We start from the raw sequence: 23,709 nt of genomic DNA, 5'->3' as shown, positions 1-23,709 counted from the left end.
CGGACCGCGTCTGCGTCATTGCGCCATCGAGACATCCGCGCGCAGCGCCGACATCCCGAAGCGCTGCATGATGTAACTCTCGACGACCAGTTGCAGGTCGCGCTCGCGCGGCCGCGTGCCCCAGCGGCTGTTCCCGGCCACCGATGCGATGGTGAACCACGAATGCGGCGGAAATAGTTCCACGCGCAATAGCCCGCGCTCCAGTATTCTCAACCGCCCCGTGTCGACGTGAAACTCGGCGCTTATCGTGCCGCTCTGCGTGTCGATGCTCGCTGTTACCGCCTTCGAATTCATGGTCTCGCTCTCGTGTGATATCGATTCGATGCCGGCGCCCCGACGCCAGCTACTCCGTTGCTTTCGGAAGCGCCCCGAACGTTCCTTGGCTTCCGCGCTTACCCAAACCTTAGATCTGCAACTTTTGCACGCATAGTCCCGCTTGCGCAGGGAGACGGACGGGGGAGGTCCCCATCGGTCGTGCAGAAAGATGCTTATAGGCATACAGTACTGAAGTTGCGATTTGCCGCCGAAACATCGGCGCGATCGGCAAGATCACCGCAACACGTGTGCGACAGCGCGGCGAACGTTCGTTGTCGCACATAAAAAAACGATGCGCGCTCTCGCGCGCACTTCCGTTTCGACCGTGTCCCTGAGGTGTCGCAAGGACGCGGTTCCTGTCATAAGCCTGAAACTCAAGAGGGAAAACAATCATGCGCAAGGTGTATTCCTATGCAGCATCCGCCGCCGACAAACCGCTCGGCCCGCTTGAAATCGAGCGTCGCGATGTCGGCCCGAACGATGTCCGCATCGACGTGCTGTTTTGCGGCGTCTGCCACTCGGACCTGCACATGGCGCGCAACGAGTGGGGCGGCACGAACTATCCGGTCGTGCCGGGCCATGAGATTGTCGGGCGCGTGGCGGAAGTCGGCGCCGAGGTGACGAAGTTCAAGGTGGGCGATCTGGCGGGCGTCGGCTGCATGGTCGATTCTTGCCGCGTGTGCCCGTCTTGCAAGGAAGGCGAGGAGCAGTTCTGCGAGAGCCCGGAAAGCTTCGTGCAGACGTACAACTCGCCCGACAAGAAGTCGGGCGGCGTGACGTACGGCGGCTATTCGACCTCGATGGTCGTCGACGAAGCCTTCACGTTGAAGGTGCCTGACAACCTCGACCCGGCGGCCGTCGCACCTTTGCTGTGCGCGGGCATCACCACGTACTCGCCGTTACGTCACTGGAACGTGCAGCCGGGCGACAAGGTGGGCGTCGTCGGACTGGGCGGCTTGGGCCATATGGGCGTGAAGCTGGCGGCGGCGATGGGCGCGCATGTCGTCTTGTTCACGACATCACCGGGCAAGATCGAGGATGCGAAGCGTCTCGGCGCGAACGAGGTGGTGATCTCGAAAGACCCGGAGCAGATGGCGGCGCACGCCAACAGCTTCGATTTCATTTTGAACACGGTGGCGGCATCGCACGATCTCGACCAGTTCATGGTCTTGCTCAAGCGTGATGGCACGATGACGCTGGTTGGCGTGCCGGAGCATCCGCATCCTTCGCCGGCTGTGTTCAACCTGATCTTCAAGCGCCGGTCGATTGCGGGTTCGCTGATCGGCGGTATTGCGGAGACGCAGGAGATGCTGGATTTCTGCGGCAAGCACGGGATCACGTCCGACATCGAGATGATTCGCATGGATCAGATCAACGACGCTTACGAGCGTATGTTGAAGAGCGATGTGAAGTATCGGTTCGTGGTGGATATGGGGACGTTGGCGCAGTAGGGGAGTTATTTGGTGAGTGAAGGAGAGCCCGCGTGAGCGGGCTTGTTCCGTGGTGTTTAGCGACCTTCGCGAACGCGACGTTCCAGGCGGAATACGCCCGGCGGAACGAAGTACGTGCCAAAGCGCACGAGCCCTGTCTTTTTCAAATGACAGGTCATTTCGAAGCTCACCTGCAAGCCGGGGTCGTCGTTTTGCAAGATGCCGATATCGATAGAGCGAATCCGCGGCTCATACTTCAAAAGCGTTGCTTCCATCTGCTGCTTGAGCGCGTGTGACGAGCCGGGCAACTCCTTATAAACATTGGTCAGATCCGGCAAACCGTAGTCTGGTAGATGCTTCAGTGCGCCCGCACGCGTATTGAGAATACGCCGCACGTTTTGCTGCACGCTTAAGGCTTCGAGCGTGCGGTCGTCGAAATGGTCGATCGACTCCCCGTCAATCTGACCGAGGAGCATGTCGTAGAGCGATGGGCCGGCCGCCATGACGCAGCGCTCAGCCGTGTGCAGCGGCAACTTCGCCGCGATCGACGAATTCGATCGTCAGATTGCCTCCTTCGGAACTTGCAAGGCGAACCTCGGCCGGCGTGGTGCCGGTGGCCATGCGTGTCAGAAGTTCGCGCGAAACGGTCGGCAGGATGCGCTGATCGAGGAACGTGTCGACATTGCGCGCGCCGGATTCGCGGGCGAGGCACAGTTCTGCGAGCGAGGCGATGAGCGTGTCGTCGCAAACGAGATTGACGTCATGCTGCTTTTGCAAGCGGTCCGAAATCTTGCCGAGTTTCAGCCGAACAATCTGCGCCAGAGCGTCGGCGGCCAATGGCCGGTAGACGAGCGTCTGGAAGCGCGCGAGCAACGCAGGTTGAAAATGCTTGACGAGCGGCTCGTGGATCGCATCGAGGAGCGCCGCCTGGGCAATGTCCGGATTGTCCGTCGTCACTTCGTCGATCTGCGCGCTGCCAAGATTCGACGTCATCAAAATCACGCAGTTGCGGAAGTCGATTTCGCGACCTTCGCCATCGCGCATGGTGCCGCGGTCGAACACCTGATAGAAGATATCGAGCACGTCGCGATGCGCCTTCTCGACTTCATCGAGCAATACGACGCTATAAGGGCGTTGCCGCACCGCTTCGGTAAGAATACCGCCGCGTCCATAACCGACGTAACCTGGTGGCGAACCCTTTAGCTGCGAGACCGTGTGCGCCTCCTGATACTCCGACATATTGATCGTCGTAAGGGCGGCCTCGCCGCCAAAGAGAACATCGGCAAGCGCGAGCGCGGTTTCGGTCTTGCCGACACCCGAAGGTCCTGTCAGCAGGAACACGCCGAGCGGCGCGTGCTCGCTCGTGAGTCCCGCCTTCGCCGTGCGCAGGCTTTGCGCGAGTGTGCCGAGCGCGTCGTTTTGCGCAACCACGCGTGCGGCCATGCGCTCCTCCAGCGCGAGCAGGCTCAGAAGCTCGTCTTCGACCAGACTGCCCACCGGCACGCCTGTCCACTCCGCGACGACGCGGGCAATGGCTTGGGCATCGACATCGGCGAAGATGAGCGGAGTCTTGCCTTGCGCGTCGGCGAGCGCGTGGCGGGCTTGCGACAAGGCATCGGCATGCGGCTTAGTGCTGCCGTCGCCCCGCTGTTCCAGCAGACTCTGCACGAGCGTCAGTTCTCGTTCATAACGCGCGTGCAGGTCACTCGCTTCTTGCTTCGCGTGCATGATCGATACATCGAGTGCCGCGCGACGGGCTGCCACGTCGGCAACACCGGCGCGCTCGTCGGCATCGAGCGTCGCGCACTCGAGTTCCAGCGCAGCCACTGCCGCTCGCGCGCGTTGCAGTTCGGCCGGCGGCGAATCGAGTCCCATGCGAACCCGTGCCGCTGCGGTGTCGATGAGATCGACGGCCTTGTCCGGCAACTGCCGCGACGGAATGTAACGGCGCGACAGCTTGACGGCGGCGACGAGTGCCTCGTCGCGAATATGCACGTGGTGATGCCGTGCGTAACGCGTGGCAAGGCCGCGCAACATGAGACATGCGGCATCGTCGCCGGGTTCTTCGACCTTGACGAGCTGGAAGCGCCTTTCGAGCGCTGCATCGCGTTCGAAATACTCCTTGTATTCGGCCCAGGTCGTTGCTGCAATCGTGCGCAGTTCGCCACGCGCGAGCGCCGGCTTGAGCAGGTTCGCGGCGTCCGATCCGCCTGCTGAATTGCCCGCGCCGATCAATGTATGCGCTTCGTCGATGAACAGTAGAACCGGCGTGCTCGATGCGCGCACTTCGTCGATCACGTTCTTCAGACGCTGCTCGAATTCGCCCTTCACGCCAGCGCCCGCCTGCAGCAGGCCGAGGTCGAGCGTGAGAATGCGTACGTCGCGCAGGATTGCGGGCAAGCTGCCGTCGATGACACGCAGGGCCAGCCCTTCGACGATCGCGGTCTTGCCTACGCCCGGATCGCCGACGAGGATCGGGTTGTTCTTGCGACGGCGCACGAGCACGTCGATCATTTGTTGAATCTCGCGATCCCGTCCGAACACGGGGTCGATGTCGCCACGGCGGGCCTTTTCTGTCAGATCGATAGCAAAGCGCGCAAGCGCTTCGCCTTCGGTCGAGCGTGGCGGCGCGGGTGTAGCAGATGACGTATTTTCTTCGGATGCCGACGCTCCCTGTTCGCGCGCCTCGTCTTCCGCTTCCGGTTCGTCGACGCGGTTTTCGCACGACAAACGGCCAAGACGCGGCAGCAACCGCTCGATCTGCATGCTGGACAGCGACAGCAGCGGCCAGGCGTCTTTCGTACGCAGCACGTGCGGCGCGTCGATGATCGCCCGCAGCAAGTGCGCCGAGCGAATCTTGCCGTCGATATCCTCGCGTGACGCCAAGGTCCACGCGTCTTGCAGCATGCTCGCGAGCTGAATTGAAATCGAAGGCATGCCCCGCAGATTGCGTGGCAGCCGATTGATGGCTGCGAGCAGTGCGTTCCACACCGCATCGATATCGATATCGTAGTGTTTGAGGATCGCCGGAATGTCCCCGTCATCGGCCTCGATCAGCTTCAAAAGCCAGTGCTCGACCGTGATTTCGTCGGATAGACGCGTTTGGCAAAGGCTCGCGGCCGCTTCAAGCGTACGTGAGCAGTGCGGGTTGAGCCGGCGAAGCAATTGCGTGGAATCTCGGGATGTCATAACGGGAAAGCGAAGAAACCGAAGGAGGCGAAATATGAAAAATCGCCGGCCCATTCGATATGGACCGGCGACGGACCCGATCAGCGGATCAGATCCGTTTGCAACTCAAGCGCCTGAATTACGAGCGCTCGTTCCACGTGTCAGCGTGAATGATGTTGCCGTCCTTGTACGCCCACGTGATTTTCTCGTAGCGCAGTTCCACCTGTTCGAGGTGGTTGTGCTTTTCGTAGTCGGGAACCTTGATGTCGTGCATCTTCGGTCGCACAGCGACGACCTTGACGTTCTCGAGCTTGGTGTTGAAGTATTCCTTCTCCTTGCCCGCGTCGTCGATCTTGTACCACTTCATCTCGACCGACTTCAGCGTCTGACCGCTCGTCACAGCCTTGTACAGATAAGGCGTCGACGCGTCCGTTTCCTTCGTGAAGGTGATCGGCGCGTGCACGCGCGTGCCGGTCAGCTTGCCGGTGTTGCCGTCGGTCGGGATGTGGATGCCGTGATCGAAAGCGACGACTTCGACGCTGCCTTCACGATCTTGCACGGTAACGGAACCCTTGATGTCGGCGCCACCGTCATCCTTGAGCCACATGTATGCGGGAATTGCCATTTACTGCTCCTTCTTAGTACAACAAAACGTGCTCGGGAGAGCGTTCTCCCGGGCCTCAAGATCCCAAGGCCGTAGCCCCGGGGATTCTAAAACCTACTTGTTCGTATCAGGCACAAGCGTAATTTCCACGCGTCGATTCTTCGCACGCCCTTCTGGCGTGTTGTTATCGGCAATCGGGCGCGTGTCGCCGTATCCTTGCGTAGCGAACTGCGTGGCGGAGATACCCGACGCGTCGATTAACCAGTCACGTAACGCCGCTGCACGCGTCATGGAAAGTGTCAAGTTGCTACGCGGATTGCCTGCGTTATCCGTGTGTCCCGCGACCAGAATACGCTTGTCCGGATGCGCCTTGATCATCTCCACGGCGTCGACCAATGCCCGATTCGAACCAGGCTTAAGCATTGCCTTGCCGCTATCGAACAACGACATACTGTCGAGTGTCACGACCGCAGGCGGCGGTTCAGGTGGCTGATATGCGGCGATCGCGGTATTGAGCGAAGGCATGAGCGGCGCACCGTGATATTCGCCGAGCGACAGCCGCAATGGGACACCCGAACGCCCGTAACGATCGAGTTCGTCGCGATCCGCGATAAGCGCGTGCAGCGCGTCGCGGCGACCGGCATCTTGCTCGGGCGCGATGCCCGCATAGCGCTCCATATGTCCGCCGATACGTGTCAGCAACGCGGCGTTGTTCCGGCCTGCGCCCCAGAATGCGGTGGCCAGCGCGAGCGCGCACATTGCGCCGACATGCGCGAGTGCTACGTGCCGCGGCGACGCTCTCACGCGCTGCGACATAGCCGCGATCAACGGCTGTGGCAGAGGCCACGGCGCAGGCGAGCCCGCGACGACCGCCGGTATAACGCGCGTCTGCATCTGGACGTCGCGCTCCCACGGTTTATCGGCATTGCTTGCGGGACCGCAGTCGATCCACCCGGCGCCGTGAAGCGCCCACGGGGCTGCCGGCTGACGGGAATCGGCTAGTGTGTCGAATATCACGCGCTGGGTCCATCCGATAATCGAAGCCAGTCCGGCAACGCTTGCGGCAGCATATGGGTCTGTTGCGTGCCGGCGTGCATCCGTTTCGGAACTCTCGATTACCGCATCGAAGCGCTTCATGTCGGTGAGCGGCGATCCGCTTGAGATCCCGTGCCACTGCACGGCGGCGAGCGCATCGGTCTGCGCGTTTCTGACCAGCCGTTGATACACAGCGACATAGCCGGGCAACGGTGCACCGATCACGCGAGAGGCATCGGCGACTGCCTGACGGACGATCCGCAGCGACTGTGACAGCGCGTCAGCGTCGGCATGCAGCGCAGGCGCCACGCTTAGCACGACGCCATCAGGTGCGTGACCGTCGCGCCATTGCCGCATGGCGAGCGCGAGGCGCGGCAGATCCTGGATACGATCCGCACGTACCCAGATGGCTCCCTCTCCGACATGAACAAGACGTTCCCTGCTGCTCTCATGATTGAAGATCGATGGCAGGGCGTCACCCGTCACCAGGACGAGCGGCATGCGCGTGCGAAGCCTGACTGGTACCTCCGCCGTGGCGGAGCCGAGCGCCGTCAAAACGTGTTCACTGGCCTGACGCGCTCGTGTCTGTTGATGCGTGCTCAAACCGATGGCGAGTAATGCCGCCAGCACGACGACGGCAGTCAATGACCAGGCGAGCGTCGTCGTCACCGGCATGACGAGCCAAAGCACGGCGAGCATCAGCGCTGCGGCGATACCGACTACTGTGCGAAAGGGATACCCCAGCCGTTGCATTGAATTCACCGCTTGATGCCCGACGGAATCGTGCTAACCAGTTGCGCATCGAGCGCCACGTGCCACGCAAACCAGACAGCCAGCGCCACTACGGCGCACAATCCGGCGATACCCCAAGGCGACAGGCGCTGAAACCAGCTACCGAGGCGGCGTCCGCCATGTTCGATCAGAAACACAGGCTTTTGAGACGGGCGTAACTGCTCAATTTGCGCATTAAGGCTAGTAATGAGCGCGTTGCGTTTTGTCTCGTCCTCTAACGCATAACGACCCCGAAAGCCGAGACCAAGGATTGCTGCATAGCATTCGAGCAAGTCGATACTCGGCGCCGCTTCGCGCATGCGAATTGCCATTCGCTCGAATACGTATTCGCCAGCGTTATGGTGCTGTAGACGCTCGACTTGAATGGGTTCCGCGATCCACTTGTTCTTATTCACAGGATCGAGATGACGCAAGGCGGTTTCGTCAAGCAGTGCGCAAAGCGCGACGATTGCGTCGTTGCCTACGTCGTGCGAATACGCATGCTGCGTAAGCGCCGTCTCAAACGCTTCGACAAGTTCCTTGCAACGGTGGCGGAGCAGTTCGAAGTCACTGGCTTTGCCACCGGCCGATAGTGTGGTAACGAGAAGAGCTGACGCGCGTAGCAAGCCTGTCAGACCCGCAGCCGGCTCGATGGTCGGCTTCGTCGACCGAAGCAACGTGTCGCCGCGCGCCGGCGAAAAAGTAAGCGTCGTCATGCGCGTAGCACCGCGTAGAGTTCAAGCGCCGCATCTGGCACGGATGAGGGCAAGTAGATCTGGCACGCGCGGGCAGCCAGCAATCGGGCGTGCGCGGGGCTCGCGGCGTCCAGCGCGAAATAGTGATTGTCGAGGCGGACCGGAATAGCCGACGGCACCCGTTGCACAGGCTTGAGTGCGATGCCCGCAAGCGCGGAATTGACGATGTGTTCGACATCGTCGGGCGCGCCGATCTTGCACAAGCGCGGGATGCGTTCGACGAGTTCGAACGCCGGGAGTGATGAGTTCACGGACAGATACCAGTCCGCTGCATCCGATGCGATACGTTCGTCCATAATCTTGCCTGACCATGTCGTCGCATTGTCACGAGACAGCCCGATCGACACCACGCGCGACGGGATGATTGCATCGAGCAATTGGCGAATCAACGCTTCCAGCTCCGTGAAGACTTCATCGGCGCGTGCGTGATCGTAGAGAGGGATGTCGGTAAGCTGAGATCCGGTCGAAAACGTCATCAGCGCGCTCGCTAGTTCGGCGATGATCGCGTACAGCCGCTCAGGAGGCTGATTTGGATTCGATGCAAGAAAGCGCAGCTTCGGCCACGCTGCATGTATGCAATGCAGCAGCCAGAACAGCTGTACGTCGGCCACGCCGTATTCCGTCACCTGATCGACCCGCTCACTACGACGCGCACCGAGCGCGAGACTTTTTGCCAGCAGAATGTCGGTCAGGCGATTGATGCGCTCCATGTGCAGAGCATGAGCGCCCAACGTCAGACACGGTGGCACGTATTGCGAGACTAGCTGAAACTGTCCGCTGGTTGAACGCGACAGGCGTGCGATGGCGCATACCGTGTCGTCGGCGTGTGGTTCGAAGTCGAACAGCAGCCTAAGGGCATGGCGTTCGGCCGCGATCTCCGCTTCATCCGAGCCATTGAGATCGACGACTTTCACGAACTCACGATAGGAGCGGCGCGGACGAGTCAACGCTGTCTCATCCATGCGGCAGTTGCTGCCGTTTGCATCGGGAAGCGCGAGCGCGGCTAGCACAGTAACGCTTTGCCGATTAGCACCGACGCCTTCGAGCAGATCGCGCGCCGGAGGCAGCGCCTGAGCAAGCGTCGTGTCGATGGGAGTGCCATCCGGAAAACGCAACTTGAGTCGAGTCAGTTTGAATCGCCCGGACGCGAGCGCGTCTTCATCTACCTCGACGGCCAGGGTGCCCCATGGTTGAGCCAGCGCGGCCGTCGCGACTTGCCTCAAGGCGAACTCGTTCCAACGGTCCTGTTGCTGAAAATGCTGTTGCGTGAGGATCAGGCCTTCATGCCAAAGCGGTTTTTCGATCCGCATGTCTTTCTTCTCTAGCTATTGTTGCCATCAGTTGAGAATTCTATCTCTCACCACTTAGTTCGTATAGCTGATAACTAAAACGAAGCGACGAATCATATCTGCTAACGAGGACATTCTGTGTACCGTTTCGCCGGAGACGCGAAACATTTATTTCGAGATATGAAGCGCGTCCAGTGCGCTGACCTGCCCCGGTAACTTGAGACCGAATTGATCTACGATAACGGCGCATCCATACGGAGCGCGTCATGAAGAAGAGTCGATACAGCGATGAGCAGATTGTTCGGATCTTGCGAGAGGCGGACAGTGCGCCGATTGCCGAGGTGGCAAAGCGACACGGTGTCAGCGACGCGTCGATTTACGCGTGGCGCAAGCGATTTGGCGAAATGGTCAGTGACGACGTCAAGCGATTGAAGGCGTTAGAGCTCGAGAACAACCGACTGAAGAAGCTCGTGGCGGAGCGTGACCTGGAAATCGAGGTCATGAGGGAGATTTCCGCAAAAAAATGGTAAGCGCACAGGCACGCCGCGAGCAAGCCCGCTATGCCATTTCGCGCGGGCTGAGCCAACGACGTGCGTGTGCGCTGATTCACGTCAGTCGCGCCAATCTCGGTTACATCAGCCTCATGCCGGGCAAGAACGGCCCGATCGTGGAGATGATGCGACGCCTCTCGGGTGATTATCCCCGCTTCGGCTCGCGGCGCATCCGCATCATGCTGGGCCGCGAAGGGATCGTCATCGGCAAGGAGCGGTGCAGCCGGTTGTGGGCGCAAGCCGGTCTTCAAGTGCCTCGCAAACGACGCCGACGCCGCGTTGCCGGTTCGCGTCCTCGACCGCTTGCTCCGAGCGCTCGCAACGCCGTATGGAGTTACGATTTCGTCTTTGACGCGTGTGCCAACGGCCAGCAACTGAAGTGTCTGACGGTCGTCGACGAGTACACGCGTGAATGTTTGGCCATAGATGTGTCTGGCTCGATCCGATCGGCCAGAGTCATTGAGGTGCTGAGCAAGCTAATCAGCGTTCACGGCGCGCCACGCTATATGCGAAGCGACAACGGCCCCGAATTCGTCAGCGCAGCGTTGCTCAAGTGGGTGGTATCGGAGAAGATCGAATCGGCGTTAATCGATCCCGGCAAGCCATGGCAGAACGGCACGAACGAAAGCTTCAACGGTAAATTCCGTGACGAATGTCTTGCTATGGAATGGTTTCGCAATCGGATTGAAGCCAAGATCGTGATTGACGACTGGCGACGGCATTACAACGAGGTTCGACCGCATTCGAGCTTGAACTACGACACGCCGCTGGCGTATCGCCAGCGCTTAGAAACCAATTCAACCCAAGCCGTTATTGCTAGAACGCAGTGGTCTTAGAAAAACGGGCAGGTCAGCGCGACGTGGAAATTGTCAAATGGTGTTGCATTTGAGTTGAGGGACCGACGAATCTCACTTCCGTCGATTTACACGAGTAGTACTAAGTCTTTGAAGGGACAAAGATTAAGGCCTTGCATAAACCTTCGTTGCCTAACTATTAGTCACGCCGTACGATCATTGGCAGTTGATGTGGAACCTGTTCTAATAGTGCCCCAATGAGAATCACAATCAAGTGAACAGATCCATGAGCGTGCTCGAGAGTCGCGCCTTCAAGTAGTGCGGCTCGTTGTCGCAACGAATCTTCTTCGAGAGGTTCCTGCGTGTTCGCAGATCGAGTGGCGCTTATGGCTAATCAATAAGGACTATTTATGGACAGCTTCCAGCGCGAAATCCCGAAGAGCCGGGTTTCGATCACCCTCGACCTGCATACCGGCGGCGCGCAAAAGAAAATTGAGTTGCCGCTGAAGCTACTCGTTGCAGGCGATTTCAGCGCGGGGCGAGAGCAAGCGCCGCTCGCCGAACGAAAGAAAGTCAACATCGACAAGAACAACTTCGACGCGGTGCTTGCTGATTACGCGCCAGACCTCAAGTTCGGTGCGGACAATACGCTCGCGAACGACGGCTCTGAGTTGCCGGTGAACCTGTCGTTCCGTTCGATGAAGGACTTCGAGCCGGAACAGGTGGCGCGTCAGATTCCGGAACTTCAGGCACTTCTGGCCGTGCGCAATCTGCTGCGCGATCTGAAGTCGAATTTGTTGGACAACAGCACCTTCCGCCGCGAGTTCGAAAAGATTCTGAAGAACAAGGAAATGTCGGACAAGCTGCGCGGCGAACTATCGCAAATCGCCACGGCTGCCACGCAGCCCGAAGGCAACGCTTAACGCGCCCTCGACACCTCTCGAAAAGCACCGTAGACAGGACAAGAAAATGAGCAAGAATCCCGCACGCCAGAGCGCCGCGGCAGAGACCGTCGTGCTTGACGCACCTCGTGATGCGCAAGGCGACAGCGTCTATGCATCGCTTTGCGACAAGATCAATCTCACGCCGGTTGCGCAGGCTCGGCCGCTGGAAGCGTTTCGTGACAACGACACATTGTCGGAAGCGTCTGCCGACGAACGTCTCGCACGCGGCATGGGCGCGTTCCTCGAACTCGTGGCGCAAAGCAGCAAGCCGGTGGATCGCCTGGACAAGTCGCTGCTAGATTTCTTTATTGGTCAGCTCGACCGTCAGATCAGCAAGCAGCTCGACGCAGTGATGCACAACCCCGAGTTCCAGGCGCTCGAAGGCCGCTGGCGCGGTCTGAAGATGCTCGTGAGCCGAACGGACTTTCGGAAGAATGCCCGTATTGAGGTGCTGGACGTGTCGAAGGACGCGCTTAGCCGCGACTTCGAGGACGCCCCGGAGTTGATCCAGAGTGGCCTGTATCGTCTGACGTACATCGAAGAATACGACACGCCGGGTGGCCAGCCTATCAGCGCGATGGTCAGCGACTTCGAATTCGCCAACTCGCCGGTGGACGTTGCGCTTCTGCGCAATATCTCGAAGGTCGCGGCAGCGGCTCATATGCCTTTCATCGGCTCGGTTGGCGCGCAGTTCTTCGGCAAGAAGTCGATGGAAGAAGTCGCGGCTATCCAGGACATTGGAAACTTCTTTGATCGCGCTGAATACGTGAAATGGAAGAGCTTCCGCGACACCGATGACTCGCGCTATGTGGGTCTGGTCATGCCGCGCGTGCTTGGCCGTTTGCCGTACGGCAAGGACACCACGCCCGTCCGCGCATTCAACTATGAAGAGCAGGTCAAGGGTCCTGACCATGACCGTTATCTGTGGGTGAATGCGTCGTTTGCGTTTGCGGCGAACATGACGCGTAGCTTCGTGAACAACGGTTGGTGTGTGCAGATTCGTGGTCCGCAAGCGGGCGGAAAGGTGGAAGATCTGCCGGTTCATCTGTATGACCTTGGCACCGGTGTGCAGCCGAAGATCCCGACCGAAGTGCTGATTCCCGAAACGCGCGAATTCGAATTCGCCAACCTCGGGTTCATTCCCTTGTCGTTCTATAAGAACCACGACTTTGCGTGCTTCTTCTCGGCTAACTCGGCACAGAAGCCGGCGCTTTACGAAACAAAGGAAGCCACCGCGAATAGTCGCATTAACTCGCGCTTGCCATACATCTTCCTGCTCTCGCGGATTGCGCATTATCTGAAGCTGATTCAGCGCGAAAACATCGGTACGACCAAGGATCGTCGTCTTCTTGAGCTCGAGCTGAACAACTGGATCAAGAGTCTCGTCACCGAAATGAAGGACCCCGGCGACGAGTTGCAAGCGTCGCATCCGTTGCGCGAGGCGAAGGTGATGGTCGAGGATATCGAAGACAATCCCGGCTTCTTCCGCATCAAGCTCTTTATCGTGCCGCACTTCCAGGTGGAGGGCATGGATATTGGGTTGTCGCTGGTTTCGCAGATGCCTAAGGCGAAGAGTTGATTTGACGTGCTTACGCGGTAGTTTTTAGCGTGAATTGCCGAGGCGGTTTTGATTTTAATTGCCTCGGCGTCGTTTAACGACGTGGCGTTCGTTCCGTAGAGGTTTAAGAATGTCGATGGTCTTGCCGTCTCAGGCGTACGTGTTGACGATAGCGCCGCACCCTGCGCCGATTTCCGTCCTTAAATTTAGCGCTCAAAGCGCTATCAGCGATCTATACCGTTGCCAGATTGAATTCACGAGTCCTTCGGCCGAAATACGGATGAGTCAAGTCGTGGGGCGACCTGCCCGATTCTCGATCGAACCGATCGATCCGGATATGGCGCGCCTTCAGCGAATGTTCGGCGACCGTGCAAAGGAATTCAGCACCATGGCGCCGGCCTATACGACGCACGGCATTATCACGCGCTTTGAACAGCTTGGCACATCGGCGGATGAAACGCGCTATCGCGTCGTACTTGAACCGAAGATTTCAGACCTTGCTCGCGGGCTTAAGAGTCGGCTCTTTCAGAAGCAGTCCGTCGTGGAAATCATAACGGATACCCTGCGCCATTATGGCTACCGTCTGGGTGTCGACTTCGATTTTTTCAGGCTACGCAGTACGTACAAGCGTCACGAATACATCACGCAGTATTACGAGACAACTTTTGCGTTCATTCAGCGCCTCTGTGCGGAAGCCGGAATGTGGTTCCGTTTTGAACAAAAACGGGATAGGTCGGTCATCATCTTCGGCGACGATCTGGACGCCTATGCGCGCAAGCAGCGCGTTGTTCCATATCGGACGCATGCGGGGCTGGAGAGCGCGGGTGCCGAATCCATCCGCACGCTCAGGCTCATCACGCAGCGAGTTCCGGAAGCGGTGCAGCTTAACGATTACAACCATCGTCAGGCGGATGTGAATCTGCTGATTCAAGAGAACGCCGCGCGCGGTGACGAGACGACGAACGCGGTGGACAGTCGTTGGGGCGAGCATTACGAGACGCTGGATGAGGGGCAGCAGATTGCGAAACTGCGACACGAGGCGCATCTTGCCACGCAGGTCAGCTATCGAGGGAGGGGAAATCCGTTTTCTCTCGAAGTAGGCGAGGTAATGCGGCTCGACGTAAATCCCCAAGATGCGCAACACGGTTTGTTTATTACGTCGGTGCGTTGTGGCGGTGGTCGCGGTGCGTCGTACTGGAATGCATTCACGGCGATTCCGTCGGATCGAGTTTGGCGAACGAGTGTCGACTCCGTCAAGAGACCGAAGATCGAGGGCATTCTTCCAGCCCGAGTCGATTCCCCGGGAAAATATAAATATGCGTATCTGACAGAGAAGGGCGAGTACGTCGTCAAGATGCCGTTCGACTTGGATGCATGGAGTCCAGGCGGAGCGAGCAGGCCGGTGCGCATGGCCAAGCCATATAGCGGTGGAGATTACGGTCATCACTTTCCGTTGATCGACGGGACAGAAATAGCGCTGGATTTCACTGCTGGCGATCCGAATCGGCCGGTCATCATTGGCGCGATGCACGACAGCCTGCATCCTGACTTAGTCAATAACCTCAATCACACGCGCAACTTGATTCGCACGGCAGCGAACAATGAAATGCGCATGGAGGATCGCGAGGGCATCGAACATATCCACTTGACCACGCCGCTTCAGACTTCCGAGCTGAATCTGGGGCATATGGTCGATCAGGATCGCAAGGAGCGAGGTAAAGGTGCGGAGGTGCGCACGGATGAGCATGTGGCCATAAGAGGCGGGAAGGGCGTCTTGTTGTCCGCAGAGGCTCAGCCCAATGCGACGGGTCAGCAGCTAGCCATGCAGGATGCTGACACTACTCTGGACCAAGCGAAGACTCTCTTGCGCTCGCTCAACGATTCGGCCGCAGCGGCTAAGGCGTGGCTCGCCGAAGTCGAGCAGCAGCGCACGCTCGTCGAAGAGAAGCTGATGAAGCTAGGGAAACCAGTGCTCGTTGCGACCGCGCCGGACGGGCTTGGCATTGCAAGCGGACAGCAATTGCAGGTCGCATCGCGCAAACAAATGTTTGTGACATCGGGCGAAGGGATCGACTTTGGCGCGTTGAAGCGGATCACAGCATCGGCTGGAGAGGCGATCTCGCTTTTTGCGGCAAAACTTGGCATTCGCTTCTTCGCTGCGAGCGGCAAGGTGCAGATTCAGGCACAGGGTGACGCGATGGAATTGCTCGCGTTGAAAGGAATGTTAATCAGTTCGTCGGATGCCGATGTGACTATCACCGGAAAGAGAGGCGTGACCATTGGTGATGGCTCCGGTGCTTATATCAAGCTGTCTGGTGGAAAGATCACATTGGGCAGTCCTTCTGGCGAGATCGAGTTGAAAGGGAATCTTCTCGTTGGCGACGCTGACGGGGGAAGCTTCACTTTTCCGGCGTGGTCTGGCACGCCTGTGCAAGACGTTAAGAACCCGATCTCTTTCGGCTTTTCTGAGTAAGCATCGATATGGCAAATTCATCAAGAGCGGCACAACCGGCCTCTGCGCCTGCGCCTGCTTCTGCACCTCGCGCCGCCTCAAGCGCTCCGGCGAACGCTCCTGCTGCAAGAGCGCCGAGCGCTCCACGCTCCGCGCCGCCTGATACCAAGGTCAAACAAATATCGTTTGGGTTCCCTTTTTTGAAGAAGGGACAACGCCCTGCAGACGCGGCGGCAAAGTTCACCGACGAGCACGAGATCTATCAAATGCTCGCCAATAAGGAACCGTCAGGGAGCTATCTCGTAAGCAAGAGCGGAATGTGGCATGGCGGGATACACATCACGGATACGGGGGCGGGTACGCAGCTGGATCTCAACCAAGGGGTTCGATGCATCGCGGATGGCCATGTCATCGCCTACCGCGTTAATCGCGCTTATCCGGTCAGCCAGGTTCCGGCTTCCAGCAATCAGCCGGCCTCTCAGGCCTTATACAGCACCGGGTTTGCCTTGGTTCGGCATACGATGGAATTCCCAAAGGGAAAGACTTTCACGTTCTATAGCGTGTACATGCACCTTCAGGCTTACGACGACTACGAACGGGATGTGGGGAAAAGCAAACCGTCGTACTGGTCCACGCAATTCAAGGTGACCGAGCACGCTCGGGATAAACCTGAGGTCAGTAGAACTGGGTCGGCTGCTGACCCGGGTCAGCAGGGTTTGACAGTACGCGCGACGCCGCGAGGAGGCCAACGAGGAGGTCATGCTATGGCCATACTCCCGCAGGGCGCATGCGTCAGTATCGGAGAACAACAGCACGGCTGGGGAAAGATCACCGACGTACATGGCGCGCAGTTGTATGCACCGCAAGCGGGTGGGGTTCCGCCGTCAACAGCCGTGGGCGGATGGATTTTTCTTGGCAACGAAAACGGCGGTCCGCTGGTACAAGCGTTCATGCCCGACGACACCTTCGATCGCGTCGTGGTTACTGCGTCGACCTTGGATAGCGCGGGCGACTCGAGTGCTCAAGGTGTTCCCATCAAGGCTGGTGACTTGATTGGACATCTGGGACGTTACGACTCGCTGAACGCAGGTTCATCGGCCACGCGCATGGCACACATCGAGGCGTTTTGCGACGACAGCGTGCAGACGTTCATCGACCAGTCCCGAACGTGGATCGGAGCGCATGGCGCGCATAAGGACGACTGGACTCCGCTGGGCTTGTCTGCAGAACCGACGATCTTGCGTATCGACACCCAAACTAAGCTATTCCACGATGCCGAGCGCGAAGGTGCGAGCGCGCCCATGACCGGAGTTGTGCAGCGTTGGTCGCTCGGGGAACTCGCACGTGACAGAAATAAGCAGCATGTGGAACAGAACGCTGATCGCACCGGACGCAAGGTGAATTGGTGGCGTGTCGGAAGTGCGGATCCACGGGGGCAAGCCATAGAAGGATGGGTGCGGGAGGAGGCGTTCGCGGGCGGTAGGGTGACGCGTGAATTTGCTCAGACGTGGGTGGACTTTTCTTGCATCGACGATGCGCACGACCCCGCGCACTCAATGTTTGCGACTACGCAAGCTTGGGTGGATTATGCCGGTCATGCGAACGTGCCAGACGCGAAATCCCTGACTAAGCTGAGTCCAATGATGAGGACCATCTACCGTGTGTTGTTTCCACAGGGAGATGGGAGTGGCGCTGCGGACGATATGTGCGTGTCTTATGCGGGGGAGTCGGGGCACTATCCGTGGTTGATGCAGCGGGCCTCGCGGTTAATTGTGAAGCACGAGAGTGAGTGGGCGAATCCGGATAAGTGGAAGCAGCTCTATGCGGAGATCGAAAGGGTCGCGGGACGGACACCGCAGTATGACGAAGAACAGAAGCGAATTGAGAAGCTCGTTTGGTGGGATGAGGTGAAGGCAAAAGTCCCAGGCTTTCCTGGGTCAGATGTGTTTCATATCAATCCGATTGGGTTGGTGGCGAATTTTGAAGCGTCAAACGGTTGTTCATGTGGCTGCTGTTATGTCGACAAATTCAAAGTTTCGCGGTGGTCTGGTCAGACCGTGCACTACGGACCCGTCTATTGGGGGGGAGTAAGCTTAGAAGCATCGCCCGCGATGCGGTGCCTTCTTTCCAATGGGCAGATGACGCAAAGCGAACACAGAATTTTAGTGGCTATGTCTAAAAACGAAGGGAAGATGGATTCGGTTCAAGCGTACGATAGCGAGATCTTCACCGCCGGAGCTTGTCAAAAAACCGTAAATATCCGGGGAGCTGGGGAATTTCCAATTCAAGTTGCCGAATTTAAACAAGAAAACGGGGCCGCTTATAAACGCTTATTCGCCGATTGCGGTTGGAGCGTTGAAGATACTGGATCTAAATCGCCCATTGCCACTATGTTTTATAGTGATGAATCTTTAACCGGCGGCACGCCTATTACCGGACGTGAACTTTATAGCCTCGTTAGGACTGGCTGTAACGCGAAAGCCTTTGGTCATGTCGTATCTAATAAGCCGTTAGCATCCATCGTAAATGCAGTGATTGATAACGAATTCCAGGAGAAACAAGTAAAGGATTTCGTGCGCCGACTTAGGTTAGTAATTTCTATAATTCCTACGGGGTTCACTTCTACAATTGGAGACTTTTGTCGAAACGATCTAGGGCGGGCGTTAGCCTTAGACCAACATGTGAATCGGCCTGGCAATGTTGCCGACGATTTTGGAAGGGCTCTCACTGACTTCTTTCATGCTAATCCATCGGTTGCGAACGATCCCGCGAAGTGGGGTGTGCAGCATACGGCACACGAGGCAGCGTTGACTGCGGCTTACGCCGCACGAAGGCGAATGAATGACAACAATACTCGTTACGCATCATTAAGTGGAGCGCTGTCCCAATGAGATTAAGTACTCACTCTTTCTTGGCCTTATTGTTCGTTTCATGCGCATTATTTGTGACGCGTAGTTTCGCAAATGTTAGCGCAGACGTCACCGCCCAATTGCCAGGTGGTCAAGTGTTGCAATTTAGCGATCATCTATCTGGTACTAATGAGCTACGTTTTGGATCAGGGTGGGCGCGCGCTCGGCTCAAACTGAAAACAGGCGACTGGCTGCGGTTCCTTCCAGACGAATCATTAAGCATCAATGGCGGCGTTGTCTTCAATGGCGTAAGCGCTCGAAGCTCATCTTTTAGCGGGCGTTATTTGGTGCTCCCACTAGTTAGACAGGGAATGCTCGAAAGTGCAGGCAAGGAGCCACGTATAGTGGGAAATCAATATTGCCCCGTCGTAGACACGTCTTCCGGATGCATGATTAGCTTCGAAACTGGAGCTATCTGCTCGGGAGCCTGGTCGCAGCAAAAAGACGCTTGGATTGAGCAGGGGCGCGACCGTTCGGGCGAGATGTTGCAGGGGCAGGAAGATCTTGCTAATCAACTATGGACCGATTTTAGAAAATCACCAAAATCAGGAACATTGCGCGATCGCGTGGTTGATGCATTGGGTATCGAGAATTTAATCTCGTGTGACTCCCCCAGTAATGATAATCGACACACTTATAGGCAGATAGCTGCAGCACTCAGACGCGAGGGTGCAGCGTCTGATGCAACGTACATTGAAAATAAGCTTGCTAAAGTATCGAATGAAGGAGATGGTAAGTTAGCTCTTGATACCAGGGTCCGGATCAAATCTTGGCTGTATGATTCTCCTGACGCATTAGCAAGAACAACCGCATATCTAGTTCCGGGCGACAGGGTAAAAGTGCTCGGGGTTAGCAAAGACGGATGGGTTAAGACAGAATACACACAGGCTAATGGCAAGAAAATAAAAAAATGGATACTTAAGTCAACTCTCGACGAATGACAATCTGAAGGGAAGTCTTCTTTAGGATGGTAAATTCGCGTTTATAATTTTCTCTTAATTTTTTGGAACTCGTAACGCAATTCCAATCCTCCAAATTGCAAAAGGACAGTAATTGGAAGATTAAAACCAACCCGAACGGCGAAAGTGACGTGGTCCCAGCAGGCAAGCGCTTAGGCACCCCCGAAAGCGGCGGTTCCCCTTGCACCCAGAGCGCCGCTCGTCCTGTAGGTGCTCGCACTGTATATTGACGCAACCGTGGCGCCTTCTTTTTGGCGAAAAAGCCATAAGACAGAGACGGTCCGGTTCTGGCTCTGCGCCGTCGGTTATGTTCAAGTGACCTGGGCGAATAATTACAGCGCCACAGGTCAGTCACTTGGCATTGATTTAGTTAACGATCCCGATCGAATGTTAGAGCCCGAGGTCGCAGCCTGGGCGACAGTGTATGGAATGGACACTGGGCTTTTCACTGGAAAGAAACTGTCAGACCATATCAACGACGAACACGTGGACTTCGTGAACGCACGGAAGATTATCAATGGCTTAGATCAAGCCGAAACGATCGCAGGACTTGCCATTCGCTTAAAGTCAATTCTGGAACTGTCGAAATGTTAAAACTTTTGTGCCTGTTTTTGTTTGCTAATTTTTATTCTCCGCTAATATCGGCGCAAACTTTTGACTTATCCGACCAAAAGGCAAGTAACACCTTGCAGCTTGAATTCGAGCGAGAAGGCGAAAGAAATGTTGTTCAGTTGTACAACGGTGAAATGCCGCTAAAGCGTTACGAAAATCTTCTGGAAAGCCAGCATACCCTGGATTCCAATTTGGTGCACCTTGTCGGTGGAGGCGTAGCGTTAGAGATTAATTCTGAAGGCTCGCGGAGAAAGTATCACGTGATAGTGCCAATCGACGTGAGTGGCGGCGCCTTATACACAGATTGTGCGTTTAAAAGCGTCTACGACGCAGTAGATCAATCTAGACTAGTGGGGACCCTCTGCAAGAAGACTCCTTTGGAAAAGTTCGTCGTAGATGAAACTGTGAACGACGTTGGACTGGTTTCATTCGTCGACGATTCGACGAGCCAAGTTACTCGAACTAATGGGTGTACGCAGGCTAAAAGCCTCAAATTTGCGCACCATAGCATTTTTCTATGTAGCCGCAACGATCCCGAATCAGGCAGTCGATCAATTCACATAACCGATGCCGAGGGCAAATCATTAATATCCCTCGTGGGGTTCGATTTTATTCCGGGACCGGGTGATCGATTTGCTCTAGTTGCGAACGCTGAGGCCAATGCCATCGTCTTTCGTGGCAGACTCTCTTGCCTGGCTAGGTCCAAATCAAAAGGCGAGCCGCAGAAAGGGCACTCGCTCATCGGGGGTAAATATAGATTTAGTTATTCGATTTCGGTCGAAGATCCGTGTTTAGAGGGGGCTTATACGTATTCGAACGCATCCGCTGCGATGAGGCTGAATGGGTCGAATTCAGGACATGAAACCTATCTGCTTGAAACAGACAAAGGCGCGAATGTGACCGGCTTGTTCATCCTAAAAGCCTTGAAGCCAAAATTGATCGGCGAGTGGGTTTCCGTACCTCCAAAAGCGCCTCTTACTGTGGATTAACCTAAAGAATGGTCATTCTATTAGGATTTTGATCTTACAACGATGGTAGCCGTAGGATGGCGTGTAAAATTATTGCGTCATAAAAAAGTTCGTGCATTGCCTTCGGGCTTGAATTGTGAATTAACTAACCAAGACTGGCTCGTAGGCTGAGTCGCTACAATCTAACGATCGCGTGTAAACAAAATGCTCAGCTTCCAAAAAATTATGATTGCACTCGCGATCAGCTCCAGTACATTAAATGTTGCACACGCAGAATTGACGCTTTGTAAGGATTTTGAGGAAGTGTATTTCAGTTGTCATGCCAGCGGAAAAATAATTTCCCTTTGTGCCTCTGGTAATATCTCGCCGATAACGGCTATGTACAATATCGCATCGGAACGAAAGAGAAGATCGATCTCCAATATCCAGAACAAAGCATTCCGCCACGTAATAGATTCAATATTAGCGATGTTTTTGCAGCCAATGCAAGCTCAACACACATTAAGTTTCGACGCGGTGCCTATAACTACGTAGTGTACGCAAGCGCACTCGGCGGAGTTTATGTGAAACGAGGCGACGAACTTTTATCAAACAGAGTCTGTGAGCCAGGAATCTACCAAAGGTTCAATTCGCGAGCTTTCAGAGGCATCGGGACGGTGGCGCCGATTGATGGCATCGACTAACGGAAGACTGTAGCTAATACCGCAAAAAGCAGTGTTATGGCGGACTACCACTTAGAGTGGGTAGAGTACCACGTAGACTTTTTCATCGGAAGCCACAAAATAGCGGCATGTTTGCCGCGATGTTATCAACGCGGTCAAGGAGATGTCAGCTATCTAAAGGATTTTCGCAAACGGTGTAAGTTTATTGAAGATCGCGCGATGCCATAGATTTCATCTTTTGCTTTGACGCATGTCAGAGCGAGAGTTTCGTAGAACCGATAGGATAGTCTCGTCATTCTATAAAATAAGGGCGCAGAGAATTGACATCTGTAAAGTGGAGAGAAGCAACCTGCGAGTGCTTGATTTTCGTTATTTTAATTTCGGTCATAGATTTGCCGGCTTACGCGCGCGAAAACGTACTTCGAGACGATTTCGAGAGGATTGGCGTTGTGAGTACATTGACATCTAAAAACGATCACGACAAGCTAAAAATCAGGTATCGTGCGACAGATGGGGTTGTCCATTTATATAATGTGGATAAATTCGATTCATGTAGCTCGATGGCAGTTTACAAGGTTCCAAGTACGTATTCCATAGCCATTGACCGCAGCTGTTCGAGTCAAGGTGGACAGATTTTTACGAAAATTTATCAATGGGATAGCTCGTTCGGGAATTGGTGCTTACGACGGGAAGTAACAGGAGAAAAGCCCTACCTAAACTCTGGCGAAGTAGCCTCAAAAGAATATGTTTCGCGTGTCGAAGGCTGCTTTGCGCCAGGCGATCTCAGACCTCCTCGATATACGCCTTCAACCCAGTCGAGGAAAGCGGTGATTTCGCAGCTTCGTTATTTTCGGACCATTATAAAAGATGAGGCGGCTATTAAAGAATTCATCAGATTATTTCCGTTTTATAGCGTTGCAGAGCTAGTGCCGTATATTGATGTAAATACTGTGCAGGAGATAAATGATATCGCTTTCTATCTTTCAAAGTATGATCGATCTTACGAGGCAATACCGTTGCTAGAGCACATAGTGAGAGAATTCCCGGAACGATTTGTTGCCAAGGCTTAACCTCGCTGACGCCTACTGGACGAACGGATTTGAGAGTAAGGCCATACCGCTTTATGTGGCTTACGAGGCCAAAATGAACTCACTCGGCTTAACCAAGAACATTCCATCGCGAGTAAGGAATCGACAGGCTGCAAAGGAAAATTAGACTTATGCACGCCGGATTGAATGTTGAGGCTTGAGTCGCAACTTAGGCAACGGTGTTTGGGAGATGTCCATCACATCTTTGACGAATACGCTGAGTATGCAAGCCATGAAAAATTTCGATAATTAAGTCAAATTGGTGATTCTTAAAATGGTGTTTCCGCATAGGTCTCTGTTTTTTTTGGAGCTCGTAACGGAGGTCCAATTCTCCGAATCGCAAAAGGGCCGCTAATTGGAAGACAAGACCAACCCGAACGGCGAATTGCACGCGCCTGCAAGGCGAAGCTGGACCGCAATGGGTGATGACCGCACCAGCGCCGTGTACGACGAGTCGCTACGGGTGGTTCCTCATCGGCAAAACCAAGCGTGACGTGGTCCCAGCAGGGCAAGCGCTTAGGCACCCACAACCCAGGCTTCTAGATTGAACCGATTTCCGTTGGCGCGAAGCAAAACAAAACCATCATGAAAAACCTAGCATACGAAGGCGATGTAACCAGCCACGGCGGCAACATCCTCAGCGGCTCCAACCGCATTAAAGTCAAAGGTCGACGTGCTGCCCGCATCGGAGACTTTGTCTCTTGCCCAATCCATGGCGACAACCGGATCGTCGAAGGAAGCAAGCGGATAAAAGATGGCATCGCCTCACTCTCCCGTGATGGAGACCACACGGAATGCGGCGCGTACTTGATTGCATCTTCGCTCGGTGCTTCCGTCGAGTAGAC

The 23,709-nt window shown here is 55.9% G+C and carries 18 protein-coding genes; 11 read left to right on the top strand and 7 right to left on the bottom strand.

All coding sequences use genetic code 11. The features are described from left to right. Positions 1-15 precede the first annotated feature (15 nt). On the bottom strand, positions 16-294 hold the full coding sequence (locus P9250_RS05075) for a hypothetical protein (RefSeq protein WP_244829924.1): 279 nt from the start codon (positions 292-294) through the stop codon (positions 16-18). A 413-nt stretch (positions 295-707) separates the two neighbouring features. Between P9250_RS05075 and P9250_RS05070 the strand changes: the two genes are divergently transcribed. Then, a complete protein-coding gene (locus tag P9250_RS05070) occupies positions 708-1,766 on the top strand; it encodes an NAD(P)-dependent alcohol dehydrogenase (protein WP_310391529.1) in 1,059 nt (352 codons plus the stop codon). 56 nt (positions 1,767-1,822) lie between these two features. On the opposite strand, the gene tssE is transcribed toward P9250_RS05070, so the two are convergent. From tssE to tssK, 6 genes are all read right to left on the bottom strand, one after another. After that, positions 1,823-2,248, bottom strand: a complete 426-nt coding sequence (gene tssE / locus P9250_RS05065; RefSeq protein ID WP_244831024.1) for a type VI secretion system baseplate subunit TssE — start codon at positions 2,246-2,248, stop codon at positions 1,823-1,825. 10 nt (positions 2,249-2,258) lie between these two features. Continuing rightward, positions 2,259-4,934 carry a type VI secretion system ATPase TssH gene (gene tssH, locus P9250_RS05060; protein ID WP_310391527.1) on the bottom strand — a complete coding sequence of 892 codons (2,676 nt, stop codon included), beginning with the start codon at positions 4,932-4,934 and terminating at the stop codon, positions 2,259-2,261. Between the two features lie 118 nt (positions 4,935-5,052). Beyond that, positions 5,053-5,538, bottom strand: coding sequence for an Hcp family type VI secretion system effector (locus P9250_RS05055; RefSeq protein ID WP_244829927.1), 486 nt, complete (start codon positions 5,536-5,538; stop codon positions 5,053-5,055). Between the two features lie 93 nt (positions 5,539-5,631). After that, positions 5,632-7,305: an OmpA family protein gene (locus P9250_RS05050; RefSeq protein ID WP_310392732.1), complete on the bottom strand. Its 1,674-nt coding sequence runs from the start codon at positions 7,303-7,305 to the stop codon at positions 5,632-5,634. Positions 7,306-7,310: 5 nt separating this feature from the next. Next, positions 7,311-8,039 carry a DotU family type IV/VI secretion system protein gene (locus P9250_RS05045; RefSeq protein WP_310391525.1) on the bottom strand — a complete coding sequence of 243 codons (729 nt, stop codon included), beginning with the start codon at positions 8,037-8,039 and terminating at the stop codon, positions 7,311-7,313. Next, the gene (gene tssK, locus P9250_RS05040; protein ID WP_250468806.1) at positions 8,036-9,388 is read right to left on the bottom strand and encodes a type VI secretion system baseplate subunit TssK; all 1,353 of its coding nucleotides are present in this window, start codon (positions 9,386-9,388) and stop codon (positions 8,036-8,038) included. The genes P9250_RS05045 and tssK overlap by 4 nt, the downstream gene beginning before the upstream one ends. 245 nt (positions 9,389-9,633) lie before the next feature. On the opposite strand from tssK, the gene P9250_RS05035 reads away from it, so the two are divergent. The 10 genes from P9250_RS05035 to P9250_RS04990 all read left to right on the top strand — a co-directional run bounded on the left by P9250_RS05035 (position 9,634) and on the right by P9250_RS04990 (position 23,707). Then, a protein-coding gene (locus P9250_RS05035; RefSeq protein ID WP_310391523.1) for an IS3 family transposase occupies positions 9,634-10,754 on the top strand; the annotation gives its coding sequence in 2 pieces (ribosomal slippage) (positions 9,634-9,892 and positions 9,892-10,754; 1,122 coding nt in all). Positions 10,755-11,122: 368 nt separating this feature from the next. Further along, complete coding sequence (gene tssB / locus P9250_RS05030; protein ID WP_244829930.1) at positions 11,123-11,635, top strand: type VI secretion system contractile sheath small subunit; 513 nt, start codon at positions 11,123-11,125, stop codon at positions 11,633-11,635. Positions 11,636-11,681: 46 nt separating this feature from the next. Continuing rightward, positions 11,682-13,235 carry a type VI secretion system contractile sheath large subunit gene (gene tssC, locus P9250_RS05025; protein WP_310391520.1) on the top strand — a complete coding sequence of 518 codons (1,554 nt, stop codon included), beginning with the start codon at positions 11,682-11,684 and terminating at the stop codon, positions 13,233-13,235. Positions 13,236-13,344: 109 nt separating this feature from the next. Beyond that, positions 13,345-15,687 (top strand): type VI secretion system tip protein VgrG, encoded by a 2,343-nt coding sequence (locus tag P9250_RS05020; protein WP_310391518.1) that lies wholly within the window; start codon positions 13,345-13,347, stop codon positions 15,685-15,687. Between the two features lie 8 nt (positions 15,688-15,695). Next, positions 15,696-18,557 (top strand): hypothetical protein, encoded by a 2,862-nt coding sequence (locus tag P9250_RS05015; RefSeq protein ID WP_310391516.1) that lies wholly within the window; start codon positions 15,696-15,698, stop codon positions 18,555-18,557. Further along, positions 18,554-19,516 (top strand): hypothetical protein, encoded by a 963-nt coding sequence (locus P9250_RS05010; protein ID WP_310391514.1) that lies wholly within the window; start codon positions 18,554-18,556, stop codon positions 19,514-19,516. Before P9250_RS05015 ends, P9250_RS05010 begins: the two co-directional genes overlap by 4 nt. Positions 19,517-19,744: 228 nt before the next feature. After that, positions 19,745-20,128: a hypothetical protein gene (locus P9250_RS05005; RefSeq protein ID WP_310391512.1), complete on the top strand. Its 384-nt coding sequence runs from the start codon at positions 19,745-19,747 to the stop codon at positions 20,126-20,128. Continuing rightward, positions 20,122-21,135, top strand: coding sequence for a hypothetical protein (locus P9250_RS05000; protein WP_310391510.1), 1,014 nt, complete (start codon positions 20,122-20,124; stop codon positions 21,133-21,135). Before P9250_RS05005 ends, P9250_RS05000 begins: the two co-directional genes overlap by 7 nt. 1,090 nt (positions 21,136-22,225) lie before the next feature. Continuing rightward, positions 22,226-22,846: a hypothetical protein gene (locus P9250_RS04995; RefSeq protein ID WP_310391507.1), complete on the top strand. Its 621-nt coding sequence runs from the start codon at positions 22,226-22,228 to the stop codon at positions 22,844-22,846. A 603-nt stretch (positions 22,847-23,449) separates the two neighbouring features. After that, a complete protein-coding gene (locus tag P9250_RS04990; protein ID WP_310391505.1) occupies positions 23,450-23,707 on the top strand; it encodes a PAAR domain-containing protein in 258 nt (85 codons plus the stop codon). Positions 23,708-23,709: the final 2 nt, after the last annotated feature.

The sequence above is a fragment of the Caballeronia sp. LP006 genome (assembly GCF_031450995.1).
Classification (GTDB): domain Bacteria; phylum Pseudomonadota; class Gammaproteobacteria; order Burkholderiales; family Burkholderiaceae; genus Caballeronia.
The sequence above is the reverse complement of the archived record's forward strand: the minus strand, read 5'-3'. Positions and strand labels throughout refer to the sequence as shown.